Source organism: Abditibacteriota bacterium (genome assembly GCA_017552965.1).
Lineage (GTDB): Bacteria > Armatimonadota > UBA5829 > UBA5829 > UBA5829 > RGIG7931.
In genome coordinates, this window is the sequence record JAFZNQ010000091.1 from 1 (window position 1) to 23,449 (window position 23,449).

Here is a 23,449-nt window from a genome sequence, read left to right on the forward strand (position 1 = left end):
CAGGGACGTGATACGGCAGACGGAGCTGATGGACCCTCTCGTCCATCTGCTGGGAAAAAAGCGTTATTTCACGCCCCGGCCCGCCACTCACGTCAGGATAGTCAGCGGCACAGCCGATGAACACGCCTCCTTTACCCTGGGGCTGAACCTGTTCACGGCGGCCAATATGCGGGCCGCGGACTCTGCCGAATACGCTCTGGTGTGGAACATGGTCCACGGCGATCGGGAAGGGACCAGCCGCGGCACCTTTTTGGAATGGGTAAAGACCATCACGGCGGAAGACGCCGGGGCCGTTCTTTATCACGGAGAAAGATTCAGACGTGTCACAGGACGATAGGAGGACAATATGAATAGTTTTCTGGAGCTGGCAGAGAAGAGATATTCCTGCCGCAAATACAAGCCGGACCCGCTGCCGGAGGAATACCTGGACAGATTGCTGAGAGCAGCAGCCCTGGCTCCCACCGGCTGCAACCTGCAGCCCTGGCGCATCATGGTGATCAGGTCCCCGAAGGGACTGGAGGAGCTGAAGTCAGTCACTCCCTACACCTTCGGAGCCCCCTGCGTGCTGGCGGTGCTGGCCTGCGGCTCGGAGGGCTGGACCCGGAAGTACGACGGCAAGAGCTGCAGGGTCATAGACGCGTCCATCGCGGCTACCCACATTATCCTGCAGGCGGCCGACATGGGGCTGGGGACCTGCTGGGTCATGAGCTTTGACCCCGCCGCCTTTACCCGCATATTTGAGCCCGGCGCCGATATGGAGCCGGTGGCCCTGATACCCGTGGGCTTTCCCGCCGACGACGCCGCGCCCGGACCGGGCCACGCTGCCTCGAAGGACCTGAAGGAACTGGTGTCTTATAAATAAAAAAAGGACATATTGACAGACGTTCCGGCGGCTGTTATTATAAATATGTAATAGGCCGACAGGCCGTATATAACAAGGAGAAGAATATGTTTATCATTGTGTGTGTGATGCTCTGCGCGCTGCTCTGCGCTACCCGGGTATTTGCTGCCGACGAGGCTCCTCAGCCCAAGGGCTCCGGCAAGGGCCTTGCGGCCGTGATAGTGATAGTAGTTATCGTCCTGGCTGCCGTGTATGCAGTGAAGGGCGTCATCATCCCCCGCCAGCAGTACGAAAAGGGTATGAGCCTCATGTCCGAGGGCAACTACAAGGAAGCCGAAAAGGTGCTGTCCGAGGTCAATTACAAGGACAGCAAGGCCAAGGCCGAAGAAGCCAAAAAGGCCGAAGAAGACCAGGTGAACAAGGCCCGCTACCGCAAGGCCGTCAGGACCTACAAGTCCGGCGATTACGCCAAGGCTATGGCTATGTTTATGGCTCTGGGCGAATACAAAAACAGCGCCGCTCTGGCCTCCGAGGCCGAGAGAAAGATGGAGGCTGCCGGAAAGCCCAAGCCCGACACTCCCAAGCTGAAGGTCCGCGAGGCCGACTGGGATTGGGACGACCGCTGGGACGATGATGACGACGACGATTGGGATGATGACGATGACGACTGGGACGACGACGATGAGTGGTGGGATGACTGATCCCGCCGGCGCCCGGTGAACAGCTGATAAGGAGGAAAGGAGATGTGGATCTGTGTGACGATAATTGCCGCCCTTGTATGCGCCGGCCGGCTCCGCGCCGCCTGCGATACAGGGGCGCTGCGTCAATACAGGGACAAGCTTTCCGGCGCCATGAGAGTGGCGGAGCTGGCGGAAGAGCTGGCTGAGAAAAGAGCCGGCAGATTCGAGCCTGCCCGCCGGGTCTTTGAGCAGACCCTCGCCAGAGCCGAAGCCTGCCTGTCTCTCGCGGAGCAGGCCCGCACCCCTTCGGATTGGAAAAAGGTGGCGGAGCGGGTGGAGAGGCTCACCGGCTTTGACCGGAGGCGGGCTCTGGCGGAGGAATGCAGGCAGGAGGCCCGGCGCCTCAGGGAGGAAGAGCAGGAGCGCCTGAGGGAGACTGCCAGGGCCCGGCTGTCGGCCCTGAGGGATGCCGGCCGCAGGCTGCTGATACCCGCCCTGATAGTTGCCGCCATTGTGGTGAGTATAGTCGTGAGCGCCCGGCGGACCGGCCCGGACGAAGAGCCGAGGCCTGCCTCCTCTGCTTCTCGCAGCTATACCCCTTCCTCCGACGACGGCTATTATTACAGTCCCGAGGACACGGAATACGACGACGGCGTGGAGGACAACACCAACGACGATGAGGACCGATACCGGGAGGCCGCCGACCTGTTTGAAAACGGAGAATATGACGAAGCCCGGGATATCTTTGAGGACCTGGGTGACTACAAAAACAGCTCCGAGCTGGCGGAGCTGGCAGACGAAAAGGCCGACAGAGAGATCTATGCCCCGTCCGCCTATGACTATGACAGCCGGGACGACGACGATGACGACTACTATGACTACAGCCCCGGGGATGACTACTCCCGGGATGACGCAGAGCTGTATAGATTTGACGGATGGTGAGACAGGAGCGGCGCAGCCACGAGGCTGCGCCGCTTGCATATGTGGTGCGGCGGCAGGCGCTCTGCGCCGCTACTGCAGCGGCGAGGGCGCTTGTCCCGTCCAGGCTTAACGTCACTTCGGCGGCGATGGCGCAAGCGCCATCGCCGGTAAGAAGTCCCCTTCAAAAGAACCGCGAGCCCGGGCTACGGATCAAGCCCGACGGGACAAAAATAGCTCTCTCTCATACCTCTCGTCTGCCCCGCGATACGGCCCCTCCCACCAGCCCTCTCTGCCAATGGCAGAGTAAGGAATGGGCTGGCGGGCCCCACCGTAGATCTCTTACCCCAAATCGCGTAATGCTGACGCATTACATATATTGCGATTTGGGCCGAGATGACGCGGGGTTGCCGCGCCGAGATGACGTCTGTATTTGACCGCCGGTATTGACACACCCTTCCTATCGCCGTAAAATAATACTGTATCACCGAAACAGGTCCGTTTTTTATGTACGTTTATATTCTCAGCAATTCACACAAGACCGTCTTTTACACAGGGGTAACCAACAACATCTTCAGACGTATGTTTGAGCATAAAAGCGGACTCATCGAAGGCTTCTCAAAGAAATACCACTGTTCGCTTCTCCTTTGGTACAGAGAGCTCAGCGGAGAAACGGATGCAATAACGTTCGAGAAAAGCCTGAAAAAATACAGCCGCTCCGCAAAACTCAAGCTGATAACCAAGGACAACCCCGAATTGAACGATCTGGCTAAGGATTGGGATTTTGGTGATTTGACGGTCCCCCTGGAATATACTCAATTTCCGGGAATGCACTGAATTTGTCCCGTCCCAAATTAAACGTCACTTCGGCGGCGAGGGCGCTTGCGCCATCGCCGGTAAGAAGTCCCCTTCAAAAGAAACGCGAGCCACGGTCACGGACCAAGCCCGACGGGACAAAGGGCTGTTGTTTCCGGCGGTGAGCATGATCTTTGCCCGGGGCATTGGCGACAGTCTGAAGGGGATCTCTTACCGGTTTCGCTTATGCGAAACCGCCGAGATGACGTCTGTATTTGACCGCCGTTTCTGCAGCTGCGAGGGTGCTTGTCCCGTCCAGGCTTAACGTCACTTCGGCGGCGATGGCGCTTGCGCCATCGCCGGTAAGAAGTCCCCTTCAAAAGAAACGCGAGTCACGGTCACGGACCAAGCCCGACGGGACAAAGGGCTGTTGTTTCCGGCGGTGAGCATGATCTTTGCCCGGGTCTGTCCTTCCCATTACAGGGGATCTCTTACCGGTTTTTCCTATCGTCAAAACCGCCGAGATGACGTCTGTATTTGACCGCCGTTTCTGCAGAGCCCTCGCCGCTTGCATATGATGTGCGGCGGCAGGCGCTCTGCGCCTGCCGCCACACAAATTTTTTGCCTTTGGCGGGCGCGGGAGCGCCCGCCAAAGGCTCATGGTTCTATCTGCCCGCCAGCTCTATGATGGCCTGACCCGGCAGCAGGTCTCTCCCCTCCGTCCGGGCTTCCACTCTGTAGGCGCCGGCGGGGTCCTCCGGGGCAAAGACGTATTCCAGCTCGCCGTTCAGGTCCGTGGTCCGTTCGTCATTGCCCACCAGCACCGTGACCCCGGGGACGGGGGTGGTGGTGACCTCCTCGGCAATGAGGGTCACCGAGGCTATATACAGGTCTCCCGTCTTGGCCCTGAGCCTCAGGTCCGCGTCTCCGTTCATGCCGCCGGAGAAGCGGCAGTCGTCCACGGTGAACCGGGTCTTTTTCCAGACGCCGGCGCCGGACATGATCTGCGCGTCCGTGGGCTTGTAGGCGGGGAAAAACTCCCCGAAGCCTGCGGGAGAGGCAAACATATCCTCCGAGTTGTACTGCATGTCAAAGTCTCCCTTGCCGTCCAGATACTCCACTTCAAAGGTCAGGTGTTTCGCCCTTCTCATGGCCTCGTTCATGACCTGCACGTAGAAGTAGGGCATGTCTCCCTGCTTCACCTGCCAGCAGCGTTTGCCCGCCTTGCGGGTGAGTATCACCCGGCCGTCAATGGCGTCGGTGGGGTGCAGGTCCCGGTAGTCGGCGTCCTCCGCGTTCATGGAGCAGCTCTCCAGAGGGCGCCGGCCGTCGCAGGTGACGGTCCTGACGGTGAATTTCTCCCCGGCTGCCGCCCGGGCAGGCAGCTCCAGGTAAATGGGTCTGGCGGGCTTTTCCGTCAGGACCAGGAGCCCCAGGCTGCATATGGTGCGGTCCTCCGGACAATAGGCGTGAGCGTAGGAAAAGGCGTTGAGGCCCTCGTCGTCCGGCACCCTGACTGTAATGAGGCCGTTGTCCCGGGTGAACTCGGTCCTGACGGGCTGCGGATTTATGCCGGCTCTGTACCACAGGGCTTCCGTCACAGGGGCGTCGCCCCTGAAGGACACCTCAAAGGAGCTCTTGTCCTTCCTCAGGTCGCAGACCGGTATCAGGTAGCCGCCGCCGGTGACGTAGGGGCACAGGTCCCGTCTCACGGACAGCAGGCCGGTCTCCACTCCCTCGGGAGCGCTGCAGGCGTCTCTCCCCAGATACTCGGTGTACCAGTAGAGGCCCTTCAGCAAATTGGTGAGGGGCGCCAGCTTTTCCAGCTTCAGGGCCTTGTCCCTGTTTTGGCCCATGCCCAGCTTGTACCGGCTCAGAAAGCTGTTCTCGATGCAGCGGAAGGCCCTGATGCGGCCCGTCTTGTCCATGCCGTCTATCAGATTGTATTCGCCGCCCAGAAAATACTTGCCAAAGGTGTACTGTATCAGCTCGGGGTAGCCGTAGGCCATCCACAGGTCAAAGCCGGCGTGCCCCGCGTGGAGATACTGGCCGTAAACGTCGCTGCAGCCCTCGTACCACACGTAAAAGTCATCGTGAGCCTTGTATTCCGGGTCGGAGAAGATGCGGCGGCACAGCTCCAGAGTGCCTTCGGTGGCGCAGCCGGACACCCGGTGGTGATGGCGCCGGTCCAGGCAGTAGCTGTTCTGATAGGCTCCCAGCTGGTCCCACTGGACGCCGTCAAAGCCGTAATAGTTGGCGTATCTCTCGGTCCACCACAGCACGTAGTCCTGCCACTCCCGCGCGGCCAGGCACATCTGGGGAAAATTGCCGTGATAGTGCGACTCCACGTTGTTGTAGCCTCCGTCGTAGCGCTTGGCCACGAAGTCCTTGTAGTAGTCCCACAGGGGCTGTCTGACGTCCGGAGACAGGGCCTGCAGCCGGGTCTGAAACTGCTCGTCGTCGGAGTGGGGCACGCCCGGATAGTCCTCCCAGGCGTAGATGGGATTGATGTAGGGGACTATGCGGCCGCCCCGCCTGTGGACGTTCTGCACGGCGGCTATGATGGTCTCGTCGCCGCCCACCAGAGGGTCCGGCTCCCACAGGGGGTAGTCGTGGCCCATGAATTCCAGTCCCGCCAGGCCTATGACCCCGGTGCCCTGGGAAAGGGCCTTGTCATACATGTCGCTCCTGATATTGTTGAAGTCAAAGCCCGCCTTCATGGCAGGCTTCAGGGGGCCCATGCTCCAGATGGAGGAGTACCAGTACCAGTTGGGCATCTCCCGCGCCCAGCGGGGCACTTGGGGAGAGGCCATAAAGCTCTCGGCCCAGGCTCTGTACACGTCGGCACCCCAATGCCAGTCTCCCGTGTGGACCCCGGTGGCAAACAGGAGCCTCTCCCGGCCGCCCCGCTTCAGGTCCAGATATTTCCCCAGATCCAGGGTGAGACGGCCGCCCTCGACCCGGGCGTCCAGATAGCCGCCTATGAGCTCCTTGTCTTCGGAAGCGATATAAAAGCCGCTGTCCCGGTCGTAGAGATCCATCCAGAACATGCCCGCCTGACCGCCGTATTCCAGCCTGGGGGCATTCCACCAGTTCTGATATACCACGCCGTTGACCACGTCTCCCTCATTGTGAAAGAGGTTCCTGACCGGGTCGGGTATCTTTTCGCCGTAGCGGTTGGGCCGGACCAGGGTGTCGTCGGAGCCCCTGTTGCCTATGGAGAGGCCGGTCACACAGGGGCATTGGACCTCGGTGATCCTCAGGTCCCCGTCGTTTCTGAGCTGCAGGTCCCAGACTATGATGCCGGGCCTTGCCGGGTCACTCTTCACCGTGAGCAGGACCGAGACGCCGCTGCCGCTGTAGCGGCACACCACCGAGCTGCCGGCCTCCTCCACGCCGTCGCAGACAAGAGGCACCTGCCTGGGCCGGGGGTTGTCTATGGAAAAGACGCCTACCGGGCAGACAGCCCGGCCGTGGAGATAGCTCTTGCCGGTGACCCGGTTGGTCAGGGCGGAGAGCCTGCCCTGTGAATCTATGGTGACGGAATAAACGTCGCTTTGCAGAGTGGCCGCAGTCAGGCCGGCGGCAAAGCTCAGGATTAAAAGGATGACAAATAGCTTGGTGAACATGCTGACCTCATCTGATAGGGTATCAGTATCAGTATAGCATACGAGGGCTTTCCGGCGCAAGAAAAAAGACCCTCCGCTGCGGGAGGGTCCGTGTCCGGTCACACTATGAGCTCCGCATTGGAGCGGGGGATGTCCGCCTCGGCGCCGTCGGAGAGCCTGACCCGGATGACCCGGGCCCGGGCTCCGGTCTCCAGCAGGACCGGCTCCTCGGGGATGTCGATGATGGTGCCTATGCGGCAAAAATAAGGGTTGGAGGTGATGCGCACGGTCTTGCCCGTGGCCAGATCATAATCCTCCGGGGCGGCTGAGCCTTCCACCCGGGAAAGGGTGATCACCTCGGGGCGGATGACGCCGGCGCGTATGTGGGTGGCTCCGTTGAAGGAGGCGTCGCAGCCCTCGTGGTTCTTCAGCAGCTCAAAGGCCCTGTCGGACATGGGGATGGAGCCGAAGCCCTCGGTGAGTATGATGGTCAGGGGTATGTTTTCCTCGCCGGTGATGGCCACGCCTATGTCCCGGCCCAGATAGGCCTTGATGTTGGTGTCGGGCATGGCGCCGCCTATGAGGCCGGCGGCTCCCACTGCCTGGGCCTTCCTGATGACCTCCAGGGTGATACAGGCGCCGGCAGCTATCAGGCAGCCCTTGTGTTCTCCTGTGATCTGCTCGGGAGTGATGACGTCCTCGGGGGAGGAGGCCAAAACGGCTATCCTGCCGTAGCCTTCGCCGCCTATGCCGAATATGCCCTGCAGCATGGCGCCCCGGGCCTCTATGACCACCGTATCGCCGCCGGAGACCTCCGTGACCGTGCCCGGCAGATAGGCCGACAGGCGTATCTGGGTGGCCGGGAGCCGGATGCCCACGGAGCCGGTGAGGGGATTGATCATCTCCACGGCGCCCCGGTAAGGGCTCTTGCACTGGCTCTTCAGCAGGCCGAAAAAGGCGGTGTGCTCTGCCAGCAGGTCTCCCTTTTCCACCCGGTCGCCCCGGGCGGCCTTCATATCCCGGGGCAGTCTGTCCGGGTTGACCCCCAGTATGGCCGCCGCCTTCACGGTGCCCATGATGCCCTGTATGTCGGCCTCCGCCACCGTCTGAGAGGCGGTGACGGCGTCCCCCGGCTGCACCAGTATATTGCCCTTGACGGGGAGCCGGCGCAGCTTTTTGAGCGGGATGTTCTGGGCTATGGTGAGCCCCGAGGTGTATATCTTGGCCATTATCGCTCCAGCTTGCCCAGCCGCTGCCTCAGAGACTTCAGCTCCTCGGTCACCTGCTGCTGTTTTTCGGATTTGCGTGTCACCCACTTGGGAGCGTCGGGACCTGTGTCCCGGGAGCCCCTCTTGGCATACCAGGCCTCCAGGTCCGCGGTGACGGAGGCCAAATATTCCTCCTGGACCTGTATCCTGCGGGTGAGATAATCTCTGTAGAGGGCCCTCTGCTCCTCTCTCTTGCGTCTCTGTTCCTTGCGGAGCCTGTCGGCCCGGGCGCGTATGTCCCGATACCGCTCCCACAGGGCCTCCTGCTGCTTGAACCGGAGTATGCCGCCGGCCTCCCGGAAGGCGGAGACTATGACCTCGCAGTCCTCCCGGTACTCCCGGCCCTTTTTGGGCTCGGGGCCGGCGTAGTCCTGCTCCAGCCGGTCCAGAAGGGCAGTGATCTTTTCGGTGGTCTTCTGCACCTCCTCGTCCGTCAGCTCCCTGTAGCGCTTGCTCAGCTCATACATGGTGTTGGACAGGTCCAGATATTCAGACCACAGGGCGTCGCTGTCCTGCTTGTCCATGGGCCTGTATTCGGAAAAGGCTTCCTTGATCCTGCGGAGCTCGGCAAAGGCGTCGGCAAAGCTGACGTCCGTGTCCGGCTTGCCCTCGCTCTGCAGCTGCTCCTTGCATCTGTCTGCCTGAAAGTCGGCCCGAAAGCCGCTCAAAAGCTCCCTGATGACGTGAGCGTTGTGCAGCCGTTCCTGCAGCCGGTTCAGCCTGGCTTGTCTGGATAATTTCAAAAAGGCCCTCCCGGGTCCCTGCGCCCGCCGGGGAAGGACCCCGGAGCGGACGGCGGGCCGCTATTTTTTGATGTACTTTTTCTTGTTCTTGTTGAAGCCCTGGTCGGTCTTCTTTTCGTCGTAGGCCCACAGGCCTGACTTGCCCTTGACGTTGAAGCAGTGGTAGCTGCTGAGGATGCTGGCTATGAGCAGCCTGGAGCAGCGCCGGACTATGTTGACCTCCGTGTACAGGGCGGCAAAGGAGAGGGGCTTGCGGGAAAGGATGCTGCAGATCACGTCATACACGGTGAGATCGTCCTGCTCTGCCAGCTCCAGCAGCTCCAGAGAACGGTTGGTGTCTATGGAGCAGGCCTTGTCCGTCTCGCCGGTGTATTCGAAGGTGTAGCCCTCGGGGGACTTGTTCAGATAGAACACGGCTCCCGACACGTGGGTCACTTCTGTGTAAAAGTCTGCCATGCCGTACATGAGCCGGTTGGCCCTGTTGATATACACGGTCCGGCCGCTGATGGTCACCGGCGCCACTTCCATATTGTCCGGCAGGGTGAAAAAGGCGGGCTGTATCTGGCACAGCGGGAAGGTGCCCGCCACCTTGTGGTGATACTTCAGCACGCAGCGCTGCCGGGTGTCGTTGATGCTGTAGATGGTGCGGCTGGGGTCCTCGTCGCCCACGTCCTCCGCCAGAGGATTGTAGATCTCGGTGCGGAGAGCCGGGTCAAAGCCCTCGGGCTCCAGCATGCAGTCGTAGAGGTCTCCCTCCATGTCCTCCACGGGCTGAGGCTCCGTGTAGATCAGGCTCTCGGGCATCTCCCTGACCCAGTCGGGGACGGAGATGGTCTTGGAATAGGTCTCGCCGGTGATCATGACCGTGTCGGTCTGCTTCATGAGCTCGGCCAGCCGGAGCTTCAGGACGGGCACCAGACCGTGCTCCAGAGGTATGTCCAGAAATTCCCGGATGATCTCTCCGGCGGTGACGGAGCCCTTTTTGGCTACGTATTCGGTGATGTCCTCCAGGTCCTCGTCCTCAAAGTCCACCTTCACGTACCACTGGGAGTCGTTGTGGTCTATCCGGGGGTCCTGCACTGCGGAAAAGAGATAGTTGGCCAGTAAAGCCCTGTTGGCCTCGTCGGCCACGTCCTCGCTCTTGTAGCAGCGCGCCAGGGCGTCGGACAGGAGATAATAGCCGCCCTTGACTACCTGTCTGACTATGTCGTCCAGGACCGCCTTGTCCAGGAGTATGTCGTCGGGGGTCAGAGGGTCCGCGGGGCTGTCGCCCAGCTTCTTCTGGCAGGCCGCCAGCTCCTTGCGGAAGGCCTTGATATCCTTCCTGGAATATATGTTCCGGTCGCCCAGCAGGACGCAGGTTTTGGAGGAGAGCACCTTGTCATAGACGTCCGCCGGGTCAAAGGACCCGGGGTCCTGCTTCCACACTCCGTATTGCAGAGCCCGCATGGACAGGGGCCCCTCCGCGGTGAGCTCCGCGAGGGCCTTGTCCGGGTCCTCAAAGGACACGGGGACCGCGGCCTCGGCTTCCTCGGGGGAGATGGCGTTCAGCTCGTCAAACTCCTCCGGGTCGTCGGCGGGGACAAGGAGCCACTTGGTCAGGCCCACCCGGCCGCCGGCGCAGAAAAAGGTGCGGGCGTCCGACAGGTGGGTGCGCAGCTTGGCGGCTGCGGTCTTGTCGGCGGGATACACGGCGCATATCTCCTGTTCCAGCTGCTCCTTGGTGAGAGGGAAGCCGCAGTTGTCCAGTATGGCGGCCACGGCTTTGGAAAAAGCGGACCTCCCCAGAGAGCGTCTGAAGCCGAAGGTGTAATAGGGCCCTTCCCTGACGAAGACGTCCTTGTCAAAAAGGGCTTCTATGATGCCCGACTGGATGCCCGGTATGTCTGCGGAAGCCGCCAGCTTCTGCCCCTTGAGGGTCTTGCCCAGCATTCCTGTAAACAGCTGTGTCCTGAGATATTCTTTGGCGCCTGTTGATGTCATAACTTGTGTTCCTTATTTGATAAGTGTTCCTTGCAAATCGTTTGCGTTGACGGCCCCGGTGATCCTGACCCGGACCATTTCTCCGGGGGCGGGCCGTCCTCCCCTGATATATACCACGCCGTCCACTTCCGGGGCGTCTCTGTAGCAGCGGCCCACGGAGCCGCGGCGGTCGCGGACTTCCGTCAGCACCTGCAGCTCTCTGCCCGCGAGGGCGCTGTTCTTTGTCAGCGATATCCGTTCCTGCTGCAGGGCGAGCCCTGCGAGACGCTCCTTTTTGACCTCCTCCGGGACCTGCTCCATGTCCCGGGCAGGGGTGCCGGGCTCCGGGGAATAGGCAAAAAAGCCCGCCCGGTCAAAACGCATCTCCGCGGCAAAGTCCAGGAGCTCCCGGTATTCCTCATCGGTCTCTCCGGGAAAGCCCGCGATAAAGGTGGTCCTGAGACATATGTCCGGCATGGCCCGGCGCAGACGGCCTATGAGCTGTCTGCAGCTCTCCGCGGTGCCCCTGCGGTTCATACGCCGGAGAACGGCGTCGGAGGCGTGCTGCAGAGGCATGTCTATATACGGAAGGGCCACCGGAGAGGCCGCTATGGTCTCTATGAGCCGGTCCGTGATCTCGTCGGGATAGGTGTACATGAGCCGTATCCAGCATATCCCGTCTATGTCCGACAGCTCCTCTATGAGCCGGCAGATGAGGCCGGGCTCTCCCAGATCCTTGCCGTAGGCTGTGGTGTCCTGGCCTATGATGACCAGCTCCTTCGTCCCCTGGACCGCCATGCTCCGGGCCTCTGCCACTGCGGACTCTATGGGCCTGGAACGGAGGCTGCCCCTGATGGAGGGGATAGCGCAGTAGGAGCATCTGTTGTTGCAGCCCTCGGTGATCTTCAGATTGCCGGTCCAGAAGGGGGTCAGCGAGCACCTGCCCGGCTCCGGCTCCCGCCAGACGGAGGAGGGCTGCCGCACCTCTCTCAGCCTGCCGCCGGAAAGCAGCCGGTCTATGGCAGCTCCTATGCCGTGCTGCAGCTCTATGCCCAGTATGCCGTCGGCCTCGGGAAACAGCTCCTCCAGCTCCCGCAGGTATTTCTGGGCGTAGCAGCCTGTGATGAGCACCTTCAGGGAGGGCCTGTCCTTTTTCAGGAGCAGCATGTCCCGTATGTTCTCCCGGGCTTCCTCTCTGGCGGGCTCTATGAAGCCGCAGGTGTTGATGATCACGCAGTCCGCCTCGGAGGGGTCGCCGGTGATCTCGTGTCCCTCCGAGAGGAGGGCGCCTATGGCGCACTCGGTGTCATAGGTGTTCTTTTCGCACCCCAGGGAGATAAAGCCTATCCTTGCCATCAGTCCTGCTCACCCTTTCCCGACAGATATTCCTCCAGCTGGGCTTCGGTGATGAGCACCTGCCTGCGGTTGGAGCCGTTGGCGGGGCCCACTATGCCGGCCTCTTCCATCTGGTCCACCATCCTGGCGGCTCTGTTGTAGCCTATGGAGAACCTTCGCTGCATTATGGAGATGGAGCAGAATCTGTTGCTCACCACGAATCTGAGCGCGTCGTCCCACAGGTCGTCGGTGGAGCCGGACTCGCCTTCGTCGCCGTCCCGGGAGCCGCTGTCGGCCACGGGGTCGGCCTCCAGCTCATAGGAGGGCTCCCGCTGCTCTTTGAGATAGTCGCACAGTCTGATGGTGTCGTCCTCGGACAGATAGCAGCCCTGGATCCTCACGGGCTTGGGCTCGTCGGTGGGGGCAAAGAGCATGTCGCCGCGGCCTATGAGGCTCTCGGCTCCCTTGGTGTCCAGAATGGTCTTGGAATCTATGTAGCTGGACACGGTAAAGGCTATCCTGGCCGGGATATTGGCCTTGATCTTGCCGGTGATCACGTCCACCGAAGGCCTCTGGGTGGCCACCACCAGATGGATGCCCACGGCCCGGGAAAGCTGGGCCAGCCGGCAGATGGAGTATTCCACGTTCTTGGCGCACTGCATCATCATGTCCGCCAGCTCGTCTATGACCACCACCATGTAGGGCATCTTTTCGTTGCCCGGCTTGTCGTTGAAGCTCTCTATGTTCCGGGAGTGGCACTGCTCCAGCACCCGATACCGGCGGCTCATCTCTTTGACCACCGCTTCCAGGACCCCGGCGGCCAGCTTTACGTCCTTGACCACCGGATGGGCCAGATGGGGTATGCCGTCATACAGGCTCAGCTCCACCCTCTTGGGGTCTATGAGCACCAGCCTCAGCTCTTCGGGAGGCAGGCGGTACAGCAGACTGGTGATGAGGGCGTTCAGGCCCACGCTCTTGCCGGAGCCGGTGGCGCCGGCTATCAGAAGGTGGGGCATCTTGACCAGATCCGCAATCCGGGGCGTGCCCGCCACGTCGGCGCCCAGCACGAAGGGCAGGCGGTATTTGGTCTTCTGAAACAGATCGGTCTCCAGGATCTCTCTCAGGCCTACGGCGGATCTCTCCCTGTTGGGCACCTCCACGCCTATGGCCGATTTGCCGGGGATGGGAGCCTCGATCCTCACGTTCAGGGCGGCCAGATTCATGGCCAGATTGTCCGCCAGTCCCACTATCTTGCTGACCTTGATGCCCTGGGCCAGCTGCACCTCATAGCGGGAGACCGTGGGGCCGGAGGCTATCTCCACCACGTAGGCCTCCACTCCGAACTCTCCGAGAGTGGTCTGGATGATCTCCTTGTTCTGCTCCGTCTCCTCCGGTGTGTTGCCGGTGATGGCCGGAGTCGCTCTCAGCAGGTCCGTGGGAGGCAGTACCCAGTCTCCCCGGGTCTGATCTTTCACAGTCCCGAGGCTCAGGATGGTCTGCTCCGGCTCTTCCGTGTGAGCAGTCTGCGCCGGGCCTATAGTCTGCAGGATGCCCGGCTCGGTATCCGGCTCTTTCTCTTTGCCCCGGGTCCTGCCCTGCCCGGGGCTTGCGCCGCGCTGTTGGCGGTTCGCCTCTTTGGCTCTGCCCCGCTCCAATTTCTCCAGTATGGAATTCCGGACCAGACGGAACACCGCGGAGGGCTTCTGTTCCGTCAGTATGAAGACCGCCCACGCCAGCAGCAGCAGGCCTATGAGATAGCTGAAGACTCCGAAGCAGGTCCTGAGGAGCCGGGCCAGAGCGCCGCCGGCGGCTCCGCCGCGGTCCGGCAGTATCAGGGCGCACAGGGCCTCCGCTGCCACCAGGGCCAGGGCCGCTCCCCAGAGCCGCCTCTGTTCAAAGCCCTTGCTGCCATAGCGGAATACGGACAGGCCGTAATAGGTCATGCCGCAGCAGACGCAAAAGGCGCCAAGGCCGAAAAGGCTCAGGGCCAGGTCGGCGCAGGCGTTGCCGAATATGCCGGCCCTGCCGTTGAGGCAAAGCAGCACAAAGAGCAGGGGACCTGCGCATATGAGGAAATACCCGGCGGCGTTTTTGGCCGTCTGAAGACCCTCCCGCCGCTTGGCGGAGGACCGGGTTTTCCTGGTAGTATTACTCATTGGATGCTCCTTGTATTAATTGGAAACTACACAATTATATTATATACTAAACCGGGGCCGATATTCAAGGCGGAGAGGGCCAAAAGGGCGGGGCGGTTTGTTTTTTCGCGCCGGATATGGTATAATGAACATATAAGTTTTACGAGGCGTGTGTATGAGCGATACAGACAACAAGGAGGTCTTGCAGGACGAGACCCCGGCCGGCATAGAGATGCTGAAGAAAAAATGGCTGGAATATGAGGCCTACAAGGAGTCGGAGGAGGCTGCCCGGACGAAGGATATAGTCTTCAAGGACAGCGCCCTGAGCGTGGGGGACTATTCTCTGGAAAAGGAGGAGGTCCTGGTGCGGCTCAACGTGAACGAGGACGCCCTCCGCAGGCTCACCATGATAGGGGAGCTGGACTCCATAGTGGTGGAAAACCCGGCGGGAGAGCAGAGGCGGCTCTATTCCTCCGCCTCCGTGGACCGGTTCATCCGGGACGGGGAGATCAGCGGGGGAGTCACCGAAGAGAGGATACTGGAGGCGGCGGACAAGGAGCTGCTGCATCAGATATACCTCCTGCAGGACATGGTGCTGACCCAGTCCAAATACATCAAATACCTGAAGGACATGCTCCTGCTGGAGATGCGCAACATCAAGGAACAGAATCTGGATCTGACCAGCTACGTGTATGAGCTGTCGGAAAAGATAGACAAAAACGGGAAATAGGTGATATTATGCTGCTGATCGTATTATTGTGTCTGGGGGCTCTGCTCATAGCGGCTGTGGCCATAGTCCTGTGGGGCATCGGGACCTACAACAGGCTGGTGCAGATGAGGAACAAGATCGACTACACCTGGGCGCAGGTGGACGTGGTGCTGAAAAAGCGCTTTGACCTGGTGCCCGGGCTGGTGGAGACCGTCAGGGGCTACGCCAAGCACGAGAGCGAGACCCTCGAAAAGGTGATCCAGGCCAGGAGCATGCTCTCCCGGGCCGGCACCGTGGCTGAGCAGGCGGAGGCCAACAATTTCCTCACGGGGGCTCTGAAGAGCATCTTTGCCCTGGCGGAGGCCTATCCCGAGCTGAAGGCCAACGAGGGCTTTCTGAGGCTGCAGGAAGAGCTGACCAACATAGAAAACAAGCTGGTCTATCAGAGGCAGTTCTACAACGACACGGTCTATGCCTTCAACACGGTGATCATGCAGTTTCCCACCAACGTCATAGCGGGCATGTTCAAGTTCGCTCCCAGGGATCTCTTCAAGACCGAACAGGAAGAGGAGCGGGAGCCGGTCAGGTTTTCCTTCTGAGGCCATGAGACTCGGGCGGATCATCATCCTGCTGCTGGCGGTCCTGGCCGCCGGCCCCCTCTGCGCCAGGGACGTGGACTGGACGGAGGTGGACCTGTCTCTCCACAAATCGGGGCGGGCCACCATCGTCTACAAGGTGCGCTGGGTCTATCCCGGCGACACCATGGGAGGCTTTGACCTGGGAGGCTTTGACGAAGCCTCTCCCTATTTTGACTACGAGGCCTCCTGCGTGTACGGCCCCAAGGGAGACAAGCAGGCCATCACCATCAAGCGTTCGGAGGGGGATATCTACGCTCTGGACGTGGTGGGCGACAGGCTCAGGGACAGCTCCATATGGGTGGTGAAATACGCCGCCGATATGTACAGGGCCGGCTACGTGGGCTACACCGACAGCGAAAAATACGGCCGTCTGGTGTATCTGGACTGGTGCCCCTCCGTGTTCGACCAGCCCATGAACCACTACACCCTGAACGTCATATTCCCGGTGGAGGCAGACAAGGAGGTCTTTTCCGAGGAGGAAAAGGCCCGGTGGCGCGAGACGGTGCTCACGGACAAGGAGACTATGAACGACAGGCATCTGCTCATAGACTACTACGGCCAAAAGGACCCCGCCACCGGCAAGATATGGCTGGCCATGCGCATCCACAAGGACGGGATAGAGGCCATGTATGCCCACAGAGTGAAGCTCTACGTCCCCGCCGAATGGTTTGACCTGACGGACTACGGCTACGTCCGCAAGTCCCCGGAGGACACGGCCAGGACCGGGAAGACCAACCCTATAGCCGCCGGCGGAGCCGCCCTCCTGGCGCTGCTGCTGGGTGCCGGGCTCTTTTCCACCCAGCGCAAAAGAGGCATCAACGGTGAAGCCCTGCGTATAGACAATATCGAAAGCCTGAAGTGGGACTCGGCCTCCTGGCGCTCTCCCAAGATACAGGCCTCTACCTTTGCGGCGCCCGGCAAAATATGCAAGGACCTGGACGCGGTGGAAATATACTATCTGCTGGATATGCCTCCCCAGAACATCATTTCCTCGGTCATAGAGTTTCTGGAGGGCAAGGGCCTCGTCCGGGTCACCGGCACGGACCCCCTCAGGCTGGAAAAGCTGCCTGCGCCGGGGGTGTCTGCCGATTCGCTGTACGAATCCATCGTCTATAACGCCATCATGCCCGACGGCTCCCTGAACATGGCCGACGTGAACGGCTCCTTTGAAGAGCTCTTTGACCGGGTGAGGGGCAAGCTGTGGGACTGCGACCTGGAGGCCACCAGGAATTATTACCGCAAGCAGCTCGTCTCCTTTGACAGGAGCGGCTCTCTGGGCTACGACTCCTTTGACAACTACCTGAGATACAGGTATTACGACTACTGGCTGGAGGACAGATACGCGGAGCCCAAATACCGCACCGAAGCCGCTCCGGCGAACTATCAGGAGTTTATGGCGGGAGACGTGCAGCACGACGCCTGCTATTCCCATACGGTGTGTCACGACGCCTGCCACAGCGCCTGTCACGACGCCTGTCACAGCGCCTGCCACAGCGCCTGTCACAGCGCCTGCCACAGCGCCTGCGTATCGGGCAGCAGCCGATGACCCTGGAGGAGCTCGGCTGGGCGGACGTGCTGGTCCGGAATCTCAGAGGACATATAGCGGTCAGAAAAAGGGACCGGCTGCTGATCATCATTCCCAACAAGGCCTACAAGCTGAACGACACGGGCCTCATACTGCTGGGGGAAATGCTGGAGGGCAAGCCCATAGTCCGGGTCCTGACGGAAAGGTTTGGCTCGGAGGAGATAGACCCGGAGGTCATAGAGCAGGTGCACAGCTTTTTCTGCGACCTGCGGGCTCTGGTGTCCGGCTGCGACTGCGCCCTGGACAAAAGGCGGGCGGTGCAGCTGGTGCCCTTTGAAAGGCCCTACAACACCCTGCCCGTCATGTCGGAGGTGGCTCTCACCTACAGGTGCAATCTGGCCTGCCGTTTTTGCTACGCCGGCTGCGCCTGCTCCAAAAAGGACCACTCCCCGGAGATGTCCTTTGAGGAGGTCAGGAGGGTCCTGGATATCATCCGCAAAGAGGCGGAGGTGCCCTCCGTCAGCTGGACCGGCGGCGAGCCCCTGCTGAGAAAGGATATAGTCCCTCTGACGGAATACGCCGCCAAGGAGCTGGGCATGAGGGTGAACCTCATCTCCAACGGCAATCTCCTGACGCCGGAGCTGGCGGACGGGCTGAAGGAGGCGGGGCTTGCCAGCGCCCAGATCAGTCTGGAGGGAGGCTCCCCGGAGGTCCACGACGCTCTGACCCAGGTCAAAGGCTCCTTTGAGAGGACCATAGCGGCAGTGGGGCTCCTGCGGGAGAGGGATATCTTCGTCCACACCAACACCACCCTCTGCAGCCTGAACAGGGAGCATCTGGAGGAGCTGGTGGAACGGGTGGCCTCTCTGGGCACCGGGCGCTTTTCCATGAATCTCATCATCCCCACCGGCAGCGCCGTCAGGGAGCTGGTGGTCAGGTACAGGGAGGCGGGGGACATAGTCCGCCGGGTGGACGCCATGGCCGCCCGGAAGGGGCTCGTTTTCATGTGGTATTCCCCCACGCCCTACTGTATGTTCAATCCGGTGACGCAGAACATGGGGGGCAAGAGCTGCGCCGCCTGCGACGGCCTGCTGTCCGTGTCGCCCTCCGGAGACGTGCTGCCCTGCTCCAGCCTGCCCAAAAGCGTGGGCAATCTGCTGCGGGAGCCCTTTGAACGGGTCTGGTTCGGCAAAAAGGCGGAATACTGGAAGCAAAAGAAATACGCTCACAGGCTGTGCAAGAAATGCGATATGTTCAACGTGTGCACCGGGGCCTGTCCCATATACTGGTCCGCCATGGGCTACGGTGAGCTGAAGGAGGTCTTTGATGGCAAAAAACGGTGAGGAATGGCTCATGGCCCGCAAGCTGGGGCTGGCCGGCAGGATAATATTCGCCCTGGTCATATTTGGCGGGGGAGCCTGGAGCTATCTGTCTCTGGACGGAGCCGGGGCCGGGCTGACAGTGTTCGTCATATGCGCCCTCCTGGGCTTTCTCCTGCTGTGCAAAAAGACCGTGGACCTGACCCCCAAGGGCTTCAATTCCAAGGCCGTCACCTGGTCTCCCGTCACTCCCGAGGGCCTGAAGGCCGCCGCCGAGGCTCTGGTGCGCCATACTCCCGTCAAGGTCCGCCGGCTGCCCGCCTGGGCGGTGATACTGGTCACCGCCGCTCTGCTGGCTGCCGTGACGGCTCTGCTTTACCGGGTGGACCGGCATCTGTGCACCGTGGCTCAGGTCCTGTGCTTTTATATCCTCACCCTGAACACGGGAGGGGTAAAGGACTGGTGTCCCGACGCCTTTCTGTTGCCCGCGGCCCAGCAGGACGCCCTGCTGTCCCTGAGAGACAGATACAAGGGGCGGATGGTGTTTTCGTCCCAGATAGCCTGCGACAACGCCTACTCCATACCCGTCAACGTGAAGACCACCATCAAACCCAGGGAATGCCCCGAGGGCTTTTATGGCATACAGGCCCAGACCAACGAGGTGATGTTCAGCCCCTACACCTATTTCGTCATAGTGGCCAAGGACGACCTGGGGCTGAAAAAGGCCTTCAAGGCCCTGAAGGAATCGGAGATGGAGGACCCCTTTGCCCTGGCCTTGCTGAAGAGCAGGAGATACAAAAAGGAAGCCAAGACTCAGGACGGGGTGGACTGCATCATCATCACTCTGGAAAGCGGAGTCAGGGACGACTACACCACCTCCGTGTGCGACGTGCTGAATATGGCCGAGGGGGCCATAGGGCTGACGGAGGAATTGCTAAGGCTTTTGTAGCGCCTTTTTCTCCCGGCGCTTCATCTGCAGGAGGGTCAGGCCCCAGGACAGATAGGTGCCGAAGAGGCTGCCGCTGATGATCTGGTAGGGGTAGTGGGCCGCGTGCTCCGAGCCCGCAAAGAGCCGGCTGAAGCCGATGGCCACCGCCGCCAGAAACACAGGCAGGGTCAGCCGGGGCGCCTTTGAGGCTATGAAAAAGGCCATGGCAAAGGAGGTGGCGGTGTGTCCGCTGGGAAAGCCTCCCTCATAGCCGCTGGGTCTGGGAGTCAGATGCCCGAAGGGCGTGTATTTGATGAGGTTGATCAGTATGGCTATCGTGAGCATGGCCCAAAGGGTGCTTGCGAAGCTGCCGTCCCGCTTTTTCAGCTCCCACACTGCAAAAAACAGGCAGGTGAAGGCTATCAGCAGATGGTAGCACCAGGTGCTGAGAAACAGGGCCCAGCCATAGAGATGGTCTGTGGCGTGAAAGGAAAAATAGCCGTGAGGAATGGTCACCAGGCCCGCCAGGATAAGCCCTGCGGTGAGGCCGGCGATCAGGGTCTTGTATTGATCAGTCATAGATAACTCCTGTATATATGTTACAGGATTTCCGCCCATAAGTCAACACAGCGGGGAGTGAATGAGAGGAAGAGTATATTTCAGATATCTGTCCAGCGGCTACAGACGCTACCATACCCTGGCCAGATTTTACGCGCTGCCCTACATAGTCTTTATGCTGGCCACCGCCCTGGCGGAAAGGCTGTGCGCCACCAATTATCTGGTCAAGCTCATGATAGTGCTGTGCGGCATAGGCTTTGCGCTGGGGACGCTGATGTTCATCCGGCGCCAGAGGAACCGCAACCCGGTGATACTCATATTCAGCGGGGCCCTGCTGCTGGTGTTTGCCATGTATCTCGCCGTGCAGTTTTACCGTTCTATACCCACTGATTTCGGAGCCATAGAAAAGGGCTACGTGCGCTACGCCCGCACCTACAAGGGCGTGCCCTACAGAAAGGGAGGGGAGACCCGCTACGGAGCGGACACAGTGGGCATTGCCAAGGCCTCCCTGTTCCGCTCGGGGCTGGAATACGGCCTGAAAAAACACGACCTGAAGGTCATCATGAGCGCCATGAGCCTGTGGTGGAGATGTATGGACAACCGGGCTCTGGTGAACGGAGACAGGACCTACGCCTACAGGGCGGGGAGCATCCGGGGCGCCCGGGCTGCGGACATAGGCCGCCTGGAGCAGGGCGACCTGCTGTACGACGCCGAGAGAGACCGGCTGTATATCTGTCTGGGGGGCGGCATGTGCATAGGCTCCTACGGAGAAGAAGGGGCCGTCATACGGGGCGTCCGGACAGTGTGCCGGGACGCCGCCCTCACGCGCCTGAAATGGAAGATATTTCGCAAAGAATGAGGAGAAGCATATGAAGCTGATATTGATCGCGGCAGTCATTTGTCTGTGCCTGTCCGCCGCCGCTGTTGCGGCTTCCCGGGACGCCGGCGGGATCAACCGGTTCGGCTTCCGGGTCCTTGCGGAGATGGACGAGGGAAAGAACCTGATGATATCTCCGGTGAGCCTGGAGATGGCGCTGGGTTCTCTGCAGGGAGCCGCCGCCGCCGGGGAAAAGCAAAAGATAGCCGGGGTCCTGGGCATGGGCGAGACTGCCCTCAACGCCCTGAACAAGAAGCTCCTGGAGGAGACGTCGGAGCTGAAAAACATAGACCTGGAGATAGCCAATTCACTGTGGCTGGACCGGCCCCTGGCGCCTTCGCCCCTCTATAGAAAATATATAGAGAGATACTACCGGTCACAGGTGGAGAATCTGGACTTTGCGGACGCCGCTGCCGCCGCCCGGCGGATAAACGACTGGTGCAGCGACAAGACCAGGGGCATGGTGCCCTCGCCGGTAAGCCCGACCCAGCTGACGGGCAGCAGCCTGGTGCTGGTGAACGCGGTGTATTTCAAGGCCATGTGGACCGACCCCTTCAAGTTTCAGGACACCTACAAGGAAGTGTTTCATCCCTACGACAAGCCCGACTATCAGGTGTGGATGATGCACAGGAGCGGACATATGAGAGTGTACCGGGACGACAGCTGTTGCGCCGTCTCCCTGCCTTATGCCGACGGAGAGTTTGCCATGGATATAGTGGCGCCCTCGGACAGGAAGGTCATGAAGGAGTATCTGGCGGGACTGAAGGAGTCCGGCAGGTCCCCCTTCTTTGACGAGGATTTTGGCAGTGAAGAGCTGGTGGAGCTCAGCATGCCGGTCTTTGAGGCGGAGTCCAGCGTGAACCTGACGGAGCTGCTGAAACGCTGCGGCATACCCATGTCCGGATATACCAGAATGCTCACCGCCGGCAAGCCGGTGGATATCAGCGAAGTGCTGCAGAGCGTGAAGGTCAAGGCGGACGAAAAGGGCACCGAGGCCGCCGCAGTCACCACCGTGACCATGGGCCTCATAGCCATGAACGTGATGCCTGTGGAGATAGACAGGCCCTTTATATTCACCATATACGACACCAAAAAGGGGACCGTGTATTTTGCCGGCGTCATCTATACTCCCGACGAAGCCGTGGGCAAGAGAAAAGCTCCCGGCAGCCCGGCTGCCGGCGGGAAAGACGGAGACGGCCCGGAACTGCTGGTGGCGCCCCCGCTGGGAATGTAAAAAAAATGCGGAGCCTGCGGCTCCGCCTTTTTTTTGCGTCAGAGGTCGTTTCGGTCTGCCAGCTCCACGGTCTGTCTCAGCTTGATCATCTGAGCGTCTCTGTAATAGCCCTTGGGCAGGGAGGTGCCGGGATATATGCGGCAGTTCTTGCCCACTATGCAGCCGGGATTCAGCACCGTGTTGCAGCCGGTCTCCGTGTTGTCGCCCACCACGGCTCCGAACTTGGCCAGCCCCGTGTTGTAGGTCTCGCCATCTATCCTGAGGATGATGGGAGGCCGCTTGCCCGTCTGTCTGTCCTTGAAGGACACCAGAGGCACGTTGGAGCATATGGTGCCGCAGCCCAGGTTGACGTAGGAGCCCAGAATGGAGTCGCCTACGTAGTTGAAATGAGGGGCCTGGGAATGGTTGAGCAATATGGCGTTTTTCAGCTCGGAGGTGTGCCCGATGATGCAGTTGTCGCCGGTGATCACGTTGCCCCTGATGTAGGCTCCCGAGCGGACCTGGCAGTTCTTGCCGATGATGCAGGGACCCTGGATAAAGGCTCCCGGCTCGATGATGCTGCCCTCGCCCACGTAGATGGCGGCGCCGTTGTCTATGAAGGCGCCGGGAAGCACCTTGCCCTTGATGGCGCTCTTTTTGGTGTCATCGTTGCGGGTGGTGTAAAAGATGATATACTGACCGATCTTGCTGATGGCCTCCCATACGTAGGTACAGCCTGCGAATACGTCCCTGTGGGCGTAGCCGTCCAGATCGAATAAGCTGCTTGGCGAAAACATATTCTCCTCCTTGTTTGCGAATACACTTATATTATATCAGTTTGTCCGCCGTTTCTCAAACCCCCCGCCGGCAGGAGGGGGGCGGATGGGCGGCGGCGAGGGCTTTTGTCCCGTCCAGGCTTAACGTCACTTCGGCGGCGAGGGCGCTTGCGCCATCGCCGGTAAGAAGTCCCCTTCAAAAGAACCGCGAGCCACGGCCACGGACCAAGCCTAACGGGACAAAACTCAACTTTTCTCCGGCGGTGAGGGCTTTTGGCCCGTCCCATATTAAACGTCATCTCGGCGCATGCGCTATCAGCGCAGGCGGTAAGAGATCCCCTCCAAAAGAACCGCGAGCCCGGGCCACGGACCAAGCCCGACGGGACAAAAGGAAAGCGTTCTTCCGGACTATTCGCCTGCCCCGCGATACGGCCCCTCCCACCAGCCGCCTCTTGTCCCGTTCAAACTCAACGTCATTTCGGCGCCTCTGTAAGAGGCGGTAAGAAATCCCCTGTCACGAAGCCGCGAGCCCGGGCCACGGACCAAGCCCGACGGGACAAAAGGAAAGCGTTCTTCCGGACTATTCGCCTGCCCCGCGATACGGCCCCTCCCACCAGCCGC

At 60.6% G+C, this 23,449-nt stretch carries 20 protein-coding genes; 12 read left to right on the top strand and 8 right to left on the bottom strand.

The window, feature by feature from the left end:
• The 5 genes from IK083_07690 to IK083_07710 form a co-directional block, all read left to right on the top strand.
• On the top strand, positions 1-337 hold a 337-nt coding region (locus IK083_07690), incomplete at its 5' end, for a hypothetical protein (protein ID MBR4749433.1).
• 9 nt (positions 338-346) lie between these two features.
• Positions 347-862, top strand: coding sequence for a nitroreductase family protein (locus IK083_07695; protein MBR4749434.1), 516 nt, complete (start codon positions 347-349; stop codon positions 860-862).
• An 86-nt stretch (positions 863-948) separates the two neighbouring features.
• On the top strand, positions 949-1,542 hold the full coding sequence (locus IK083_07700) for a hypothetical protein (protein ID MBR4749435.1): 594 nt from the start codon (positions 949-951) through the stop codon (positions 1,540-1,542).
• 54 nt (positions 1,543-1,596) lie between these two features.
• Positions 1,597-2,463, top strand: a complete 867-nt coding sequence (locus tag IK083_07705; protein MBR4749436.1) for a hypothetical protein — start codon at positions 1,597-1,599, stop codon at positions 2,461-2,463.
• Positions 2,464-2,946: 483 nt separating this feature from the next.
• The gene (locus tag IK083_07710) at positions 2,947-3,276 is read left to right on the top strand and encodes a GIY-YIG nuclease family protein (protein MBR4749437.1); all 330 of its coding nucleotides are present in this window, start codon (positions 2,947-2,949) and stop codon (positions 3,274-3,276) included.
• A gap of 623 nt (positions 3,277-3,899) precedes the next feature.
• Here the strand turns inward: IK083_07710 and IK083_07715 are convergent.
• The 6 genes from IK083_07715 to IK083_07740 all read right to left on the bottom strand — a co-directional run bounded on the left by IK083_07715 (position 3,900) and on the right by IK083_07740 (position 14,306).
• Positions 3,900-6,863 carry a hypothetical protein gene (locus IK083_07715; protein MBR4749438.1) on the bottom strand — a complete coding sequence of 988 codons (2,964 nt, stop codon included), beginning with the start codon at positions 6,861-6,863 and terminating at the stop codon, positions 3,900-3,902.
• Between the two features lie 98 nt (positions 6,864-6,961).
• Positions 6,962-8,071 (bottom strand): hypothetical protein, encoded by a 1,110-nt coding sequence (locus tag IK083_07720; GenBank protein ID MBR4749439.1) that lies wholly within the window; start codon positions 8,069-8,071, stop codon positions 6,962-6,964.
• Positions 8,071-8,853, bottom strand: coding sequence for a hypothetical protein (locus IK083_07725; GenBank protein ID MBR4749440.1), 783 nt, complete (start codon positions 8,851-8,853; stop codon positions 8,071-8,073). Before IK083_07725 ends, IK083_07720 begins: the two co-directional genes overlap by 1 nt.
• 60 nt (positions 8,854-8,913) lie before the next feature.
• Positions 8,914-10,836, bottom strand: coding sequence for a hypothetical protein (locus tag IK083_07730; protein MBR4749441.1), 1,923 nt, complete (start codon positions 10,834-10,836; stop codon positions 8,914-8,916).
• Positions 10,837-10,848: 12 nt separating this feature from the next.
• Positions 10,849-12,171, bottom strand: a complete 1,323-nt coding sequence (rimO, locus tag IK083_07735; protein MBR4749442.1) for a 30S ribosomal protein S12 methylthiotransferase RimO — start codon at positions 12,169-12,171, stop codon at positions 10,849-10,851.
• On the bottom strand, positions 12,171-14,306 hold the full coding sequence (locus tag IK083_07740; protein ID MBR4749443.1) for a DNA translocase FtsK: 2,136 nt from the start codon (positions 14,304-14,306) through the stop codon (positions 12,171-12,173). Before IK083_07740 ends, rimO begins: the two co-directional genes overlap by 1 nt.
• 154 nt (positions 14,307-14,460) lie before the next feature.
• Here IK083_07740 and IK083_07745 point away from each other — a divergent pair, with 154 nt between their 5' ends.
• Genes IK083_07745 through IK083_07765 form a run of 5 tightly spaced genes read left to right on the top strand, consistent with a single transcriptional unit; the run spans position 14,461 to position 19,425 of the window.
• Positions 14,461-15,015: a hypothetical protein gene (locus tag IK083_07745; GenBank protein MBR4749444.1), complete on the top strand. Its 555-nt coding sequence runs from the start codon at positions 14,461-14,463 to the stop codon at positions 15,013-15,015.
• Between the two features lie 8 nt (positions 15,016-15,023).
• Positions 15,024-15,593, top strand: coding sequence for a LemA family protein (locus tag IK083_07750; GenBank protein MBR4749445.1), 570 nt, complete (start codon positions 15,024-15,026; stop codon positions 15,591-15,593).
• A 4-nt stretch (positions 15,594-15,597) separates the two neighbouring features.
• Entirely contained in the window at positions 15,598-17,178 is a 1,581-nt protein-coding gene (locus IK083_07755) for a hypothetical protein (protein MBR4749446.1), read from the top strand.
• Positions 17,175-18,500: a radical SAM protein gene (locus IK083_07760; GenBank protein ID MBR4749447.1), complete on the top strand. Its 1,326-nt coding sequence runs from the start codon at positions 17,175-17,177 to the stop codon at positions 18,498-18,500. The genes IK083_07755 and IK083_07760 overlap by 4 nt, the downstream gene beginning before the upstream one ends.
• On the top strand, positions 18,484-19,425 hold the full coding sequence (locus tag IK083_07765; GenBank protein MBR4749448.1) for a hypothetical protein: 942 nt from the start codon (positions 18,484-18,486) through the stop codon (positions 19,423-19,425). Before IK083_07760 ends, IK083_07765 begins: the two co-directional genes overlap by 17 nt.
• On the opposite strand, the gene IK083_07770 is transcribed toward IK083_07765, so the two are convergent.
• Positions 19,411-19,983: a phosphatase PAP2 family protein gene (locus IK083_07770; GenBank protein MBR4749449.1), complete on the bottom strand. Its 573-nt coding sequence runs from the start codon at positions 19,981-19,983 to the stop codon at positions 19,411-19,413. The two genes, IK083_07765 and IK083_07770, sit on opposite strands and share 15 nt — an antisense overlap.
• 61 nt (positions 19,984-20,044) lie before the next feature.
• Here IK083_07770 and IK083_07775 point away from each other — a divergent pair, with 61 nt between their 5' ends.
• Positions 20,045-20,821 (top strand): hypothetical protein, encoded by a 777-nt coding sequence (locus IK083_07775; protein ID MBR4749450.1) that lies wholly within the window; start codon positions 20,045-20,047, stop codon positions 20,819-20,821.
• 10 nt (positions 20,822-20,831) lie between these two features.
• The gene (locus tag IK083_07780) at positions 20,832-22,073 is read left to right on the top strand and encodes a hypothetical protein (protein MBR4749451.1); all 1,242 of its coding nucleotides are present in this window, start codon (positions 20,832-20,834) and stop codon (positions 22,071-22,073) included.
• 38 nt (positions 22,074-22,111) lie between these two features.
• On the opposite strand, the gene IK083_07785 is transcribed toward IK083_07780, so the two are convergent.
• Entirely contained in the window at positions 22,112-22,849 is a 738-nt protein-coding gene (locus IK083_07785) for a hypothetical protein (protein MBR4749452.1), read from the bottom strand.
• Between the last annotated feature and the right edge of the window lie 600 nt (positions 22,850-23,449).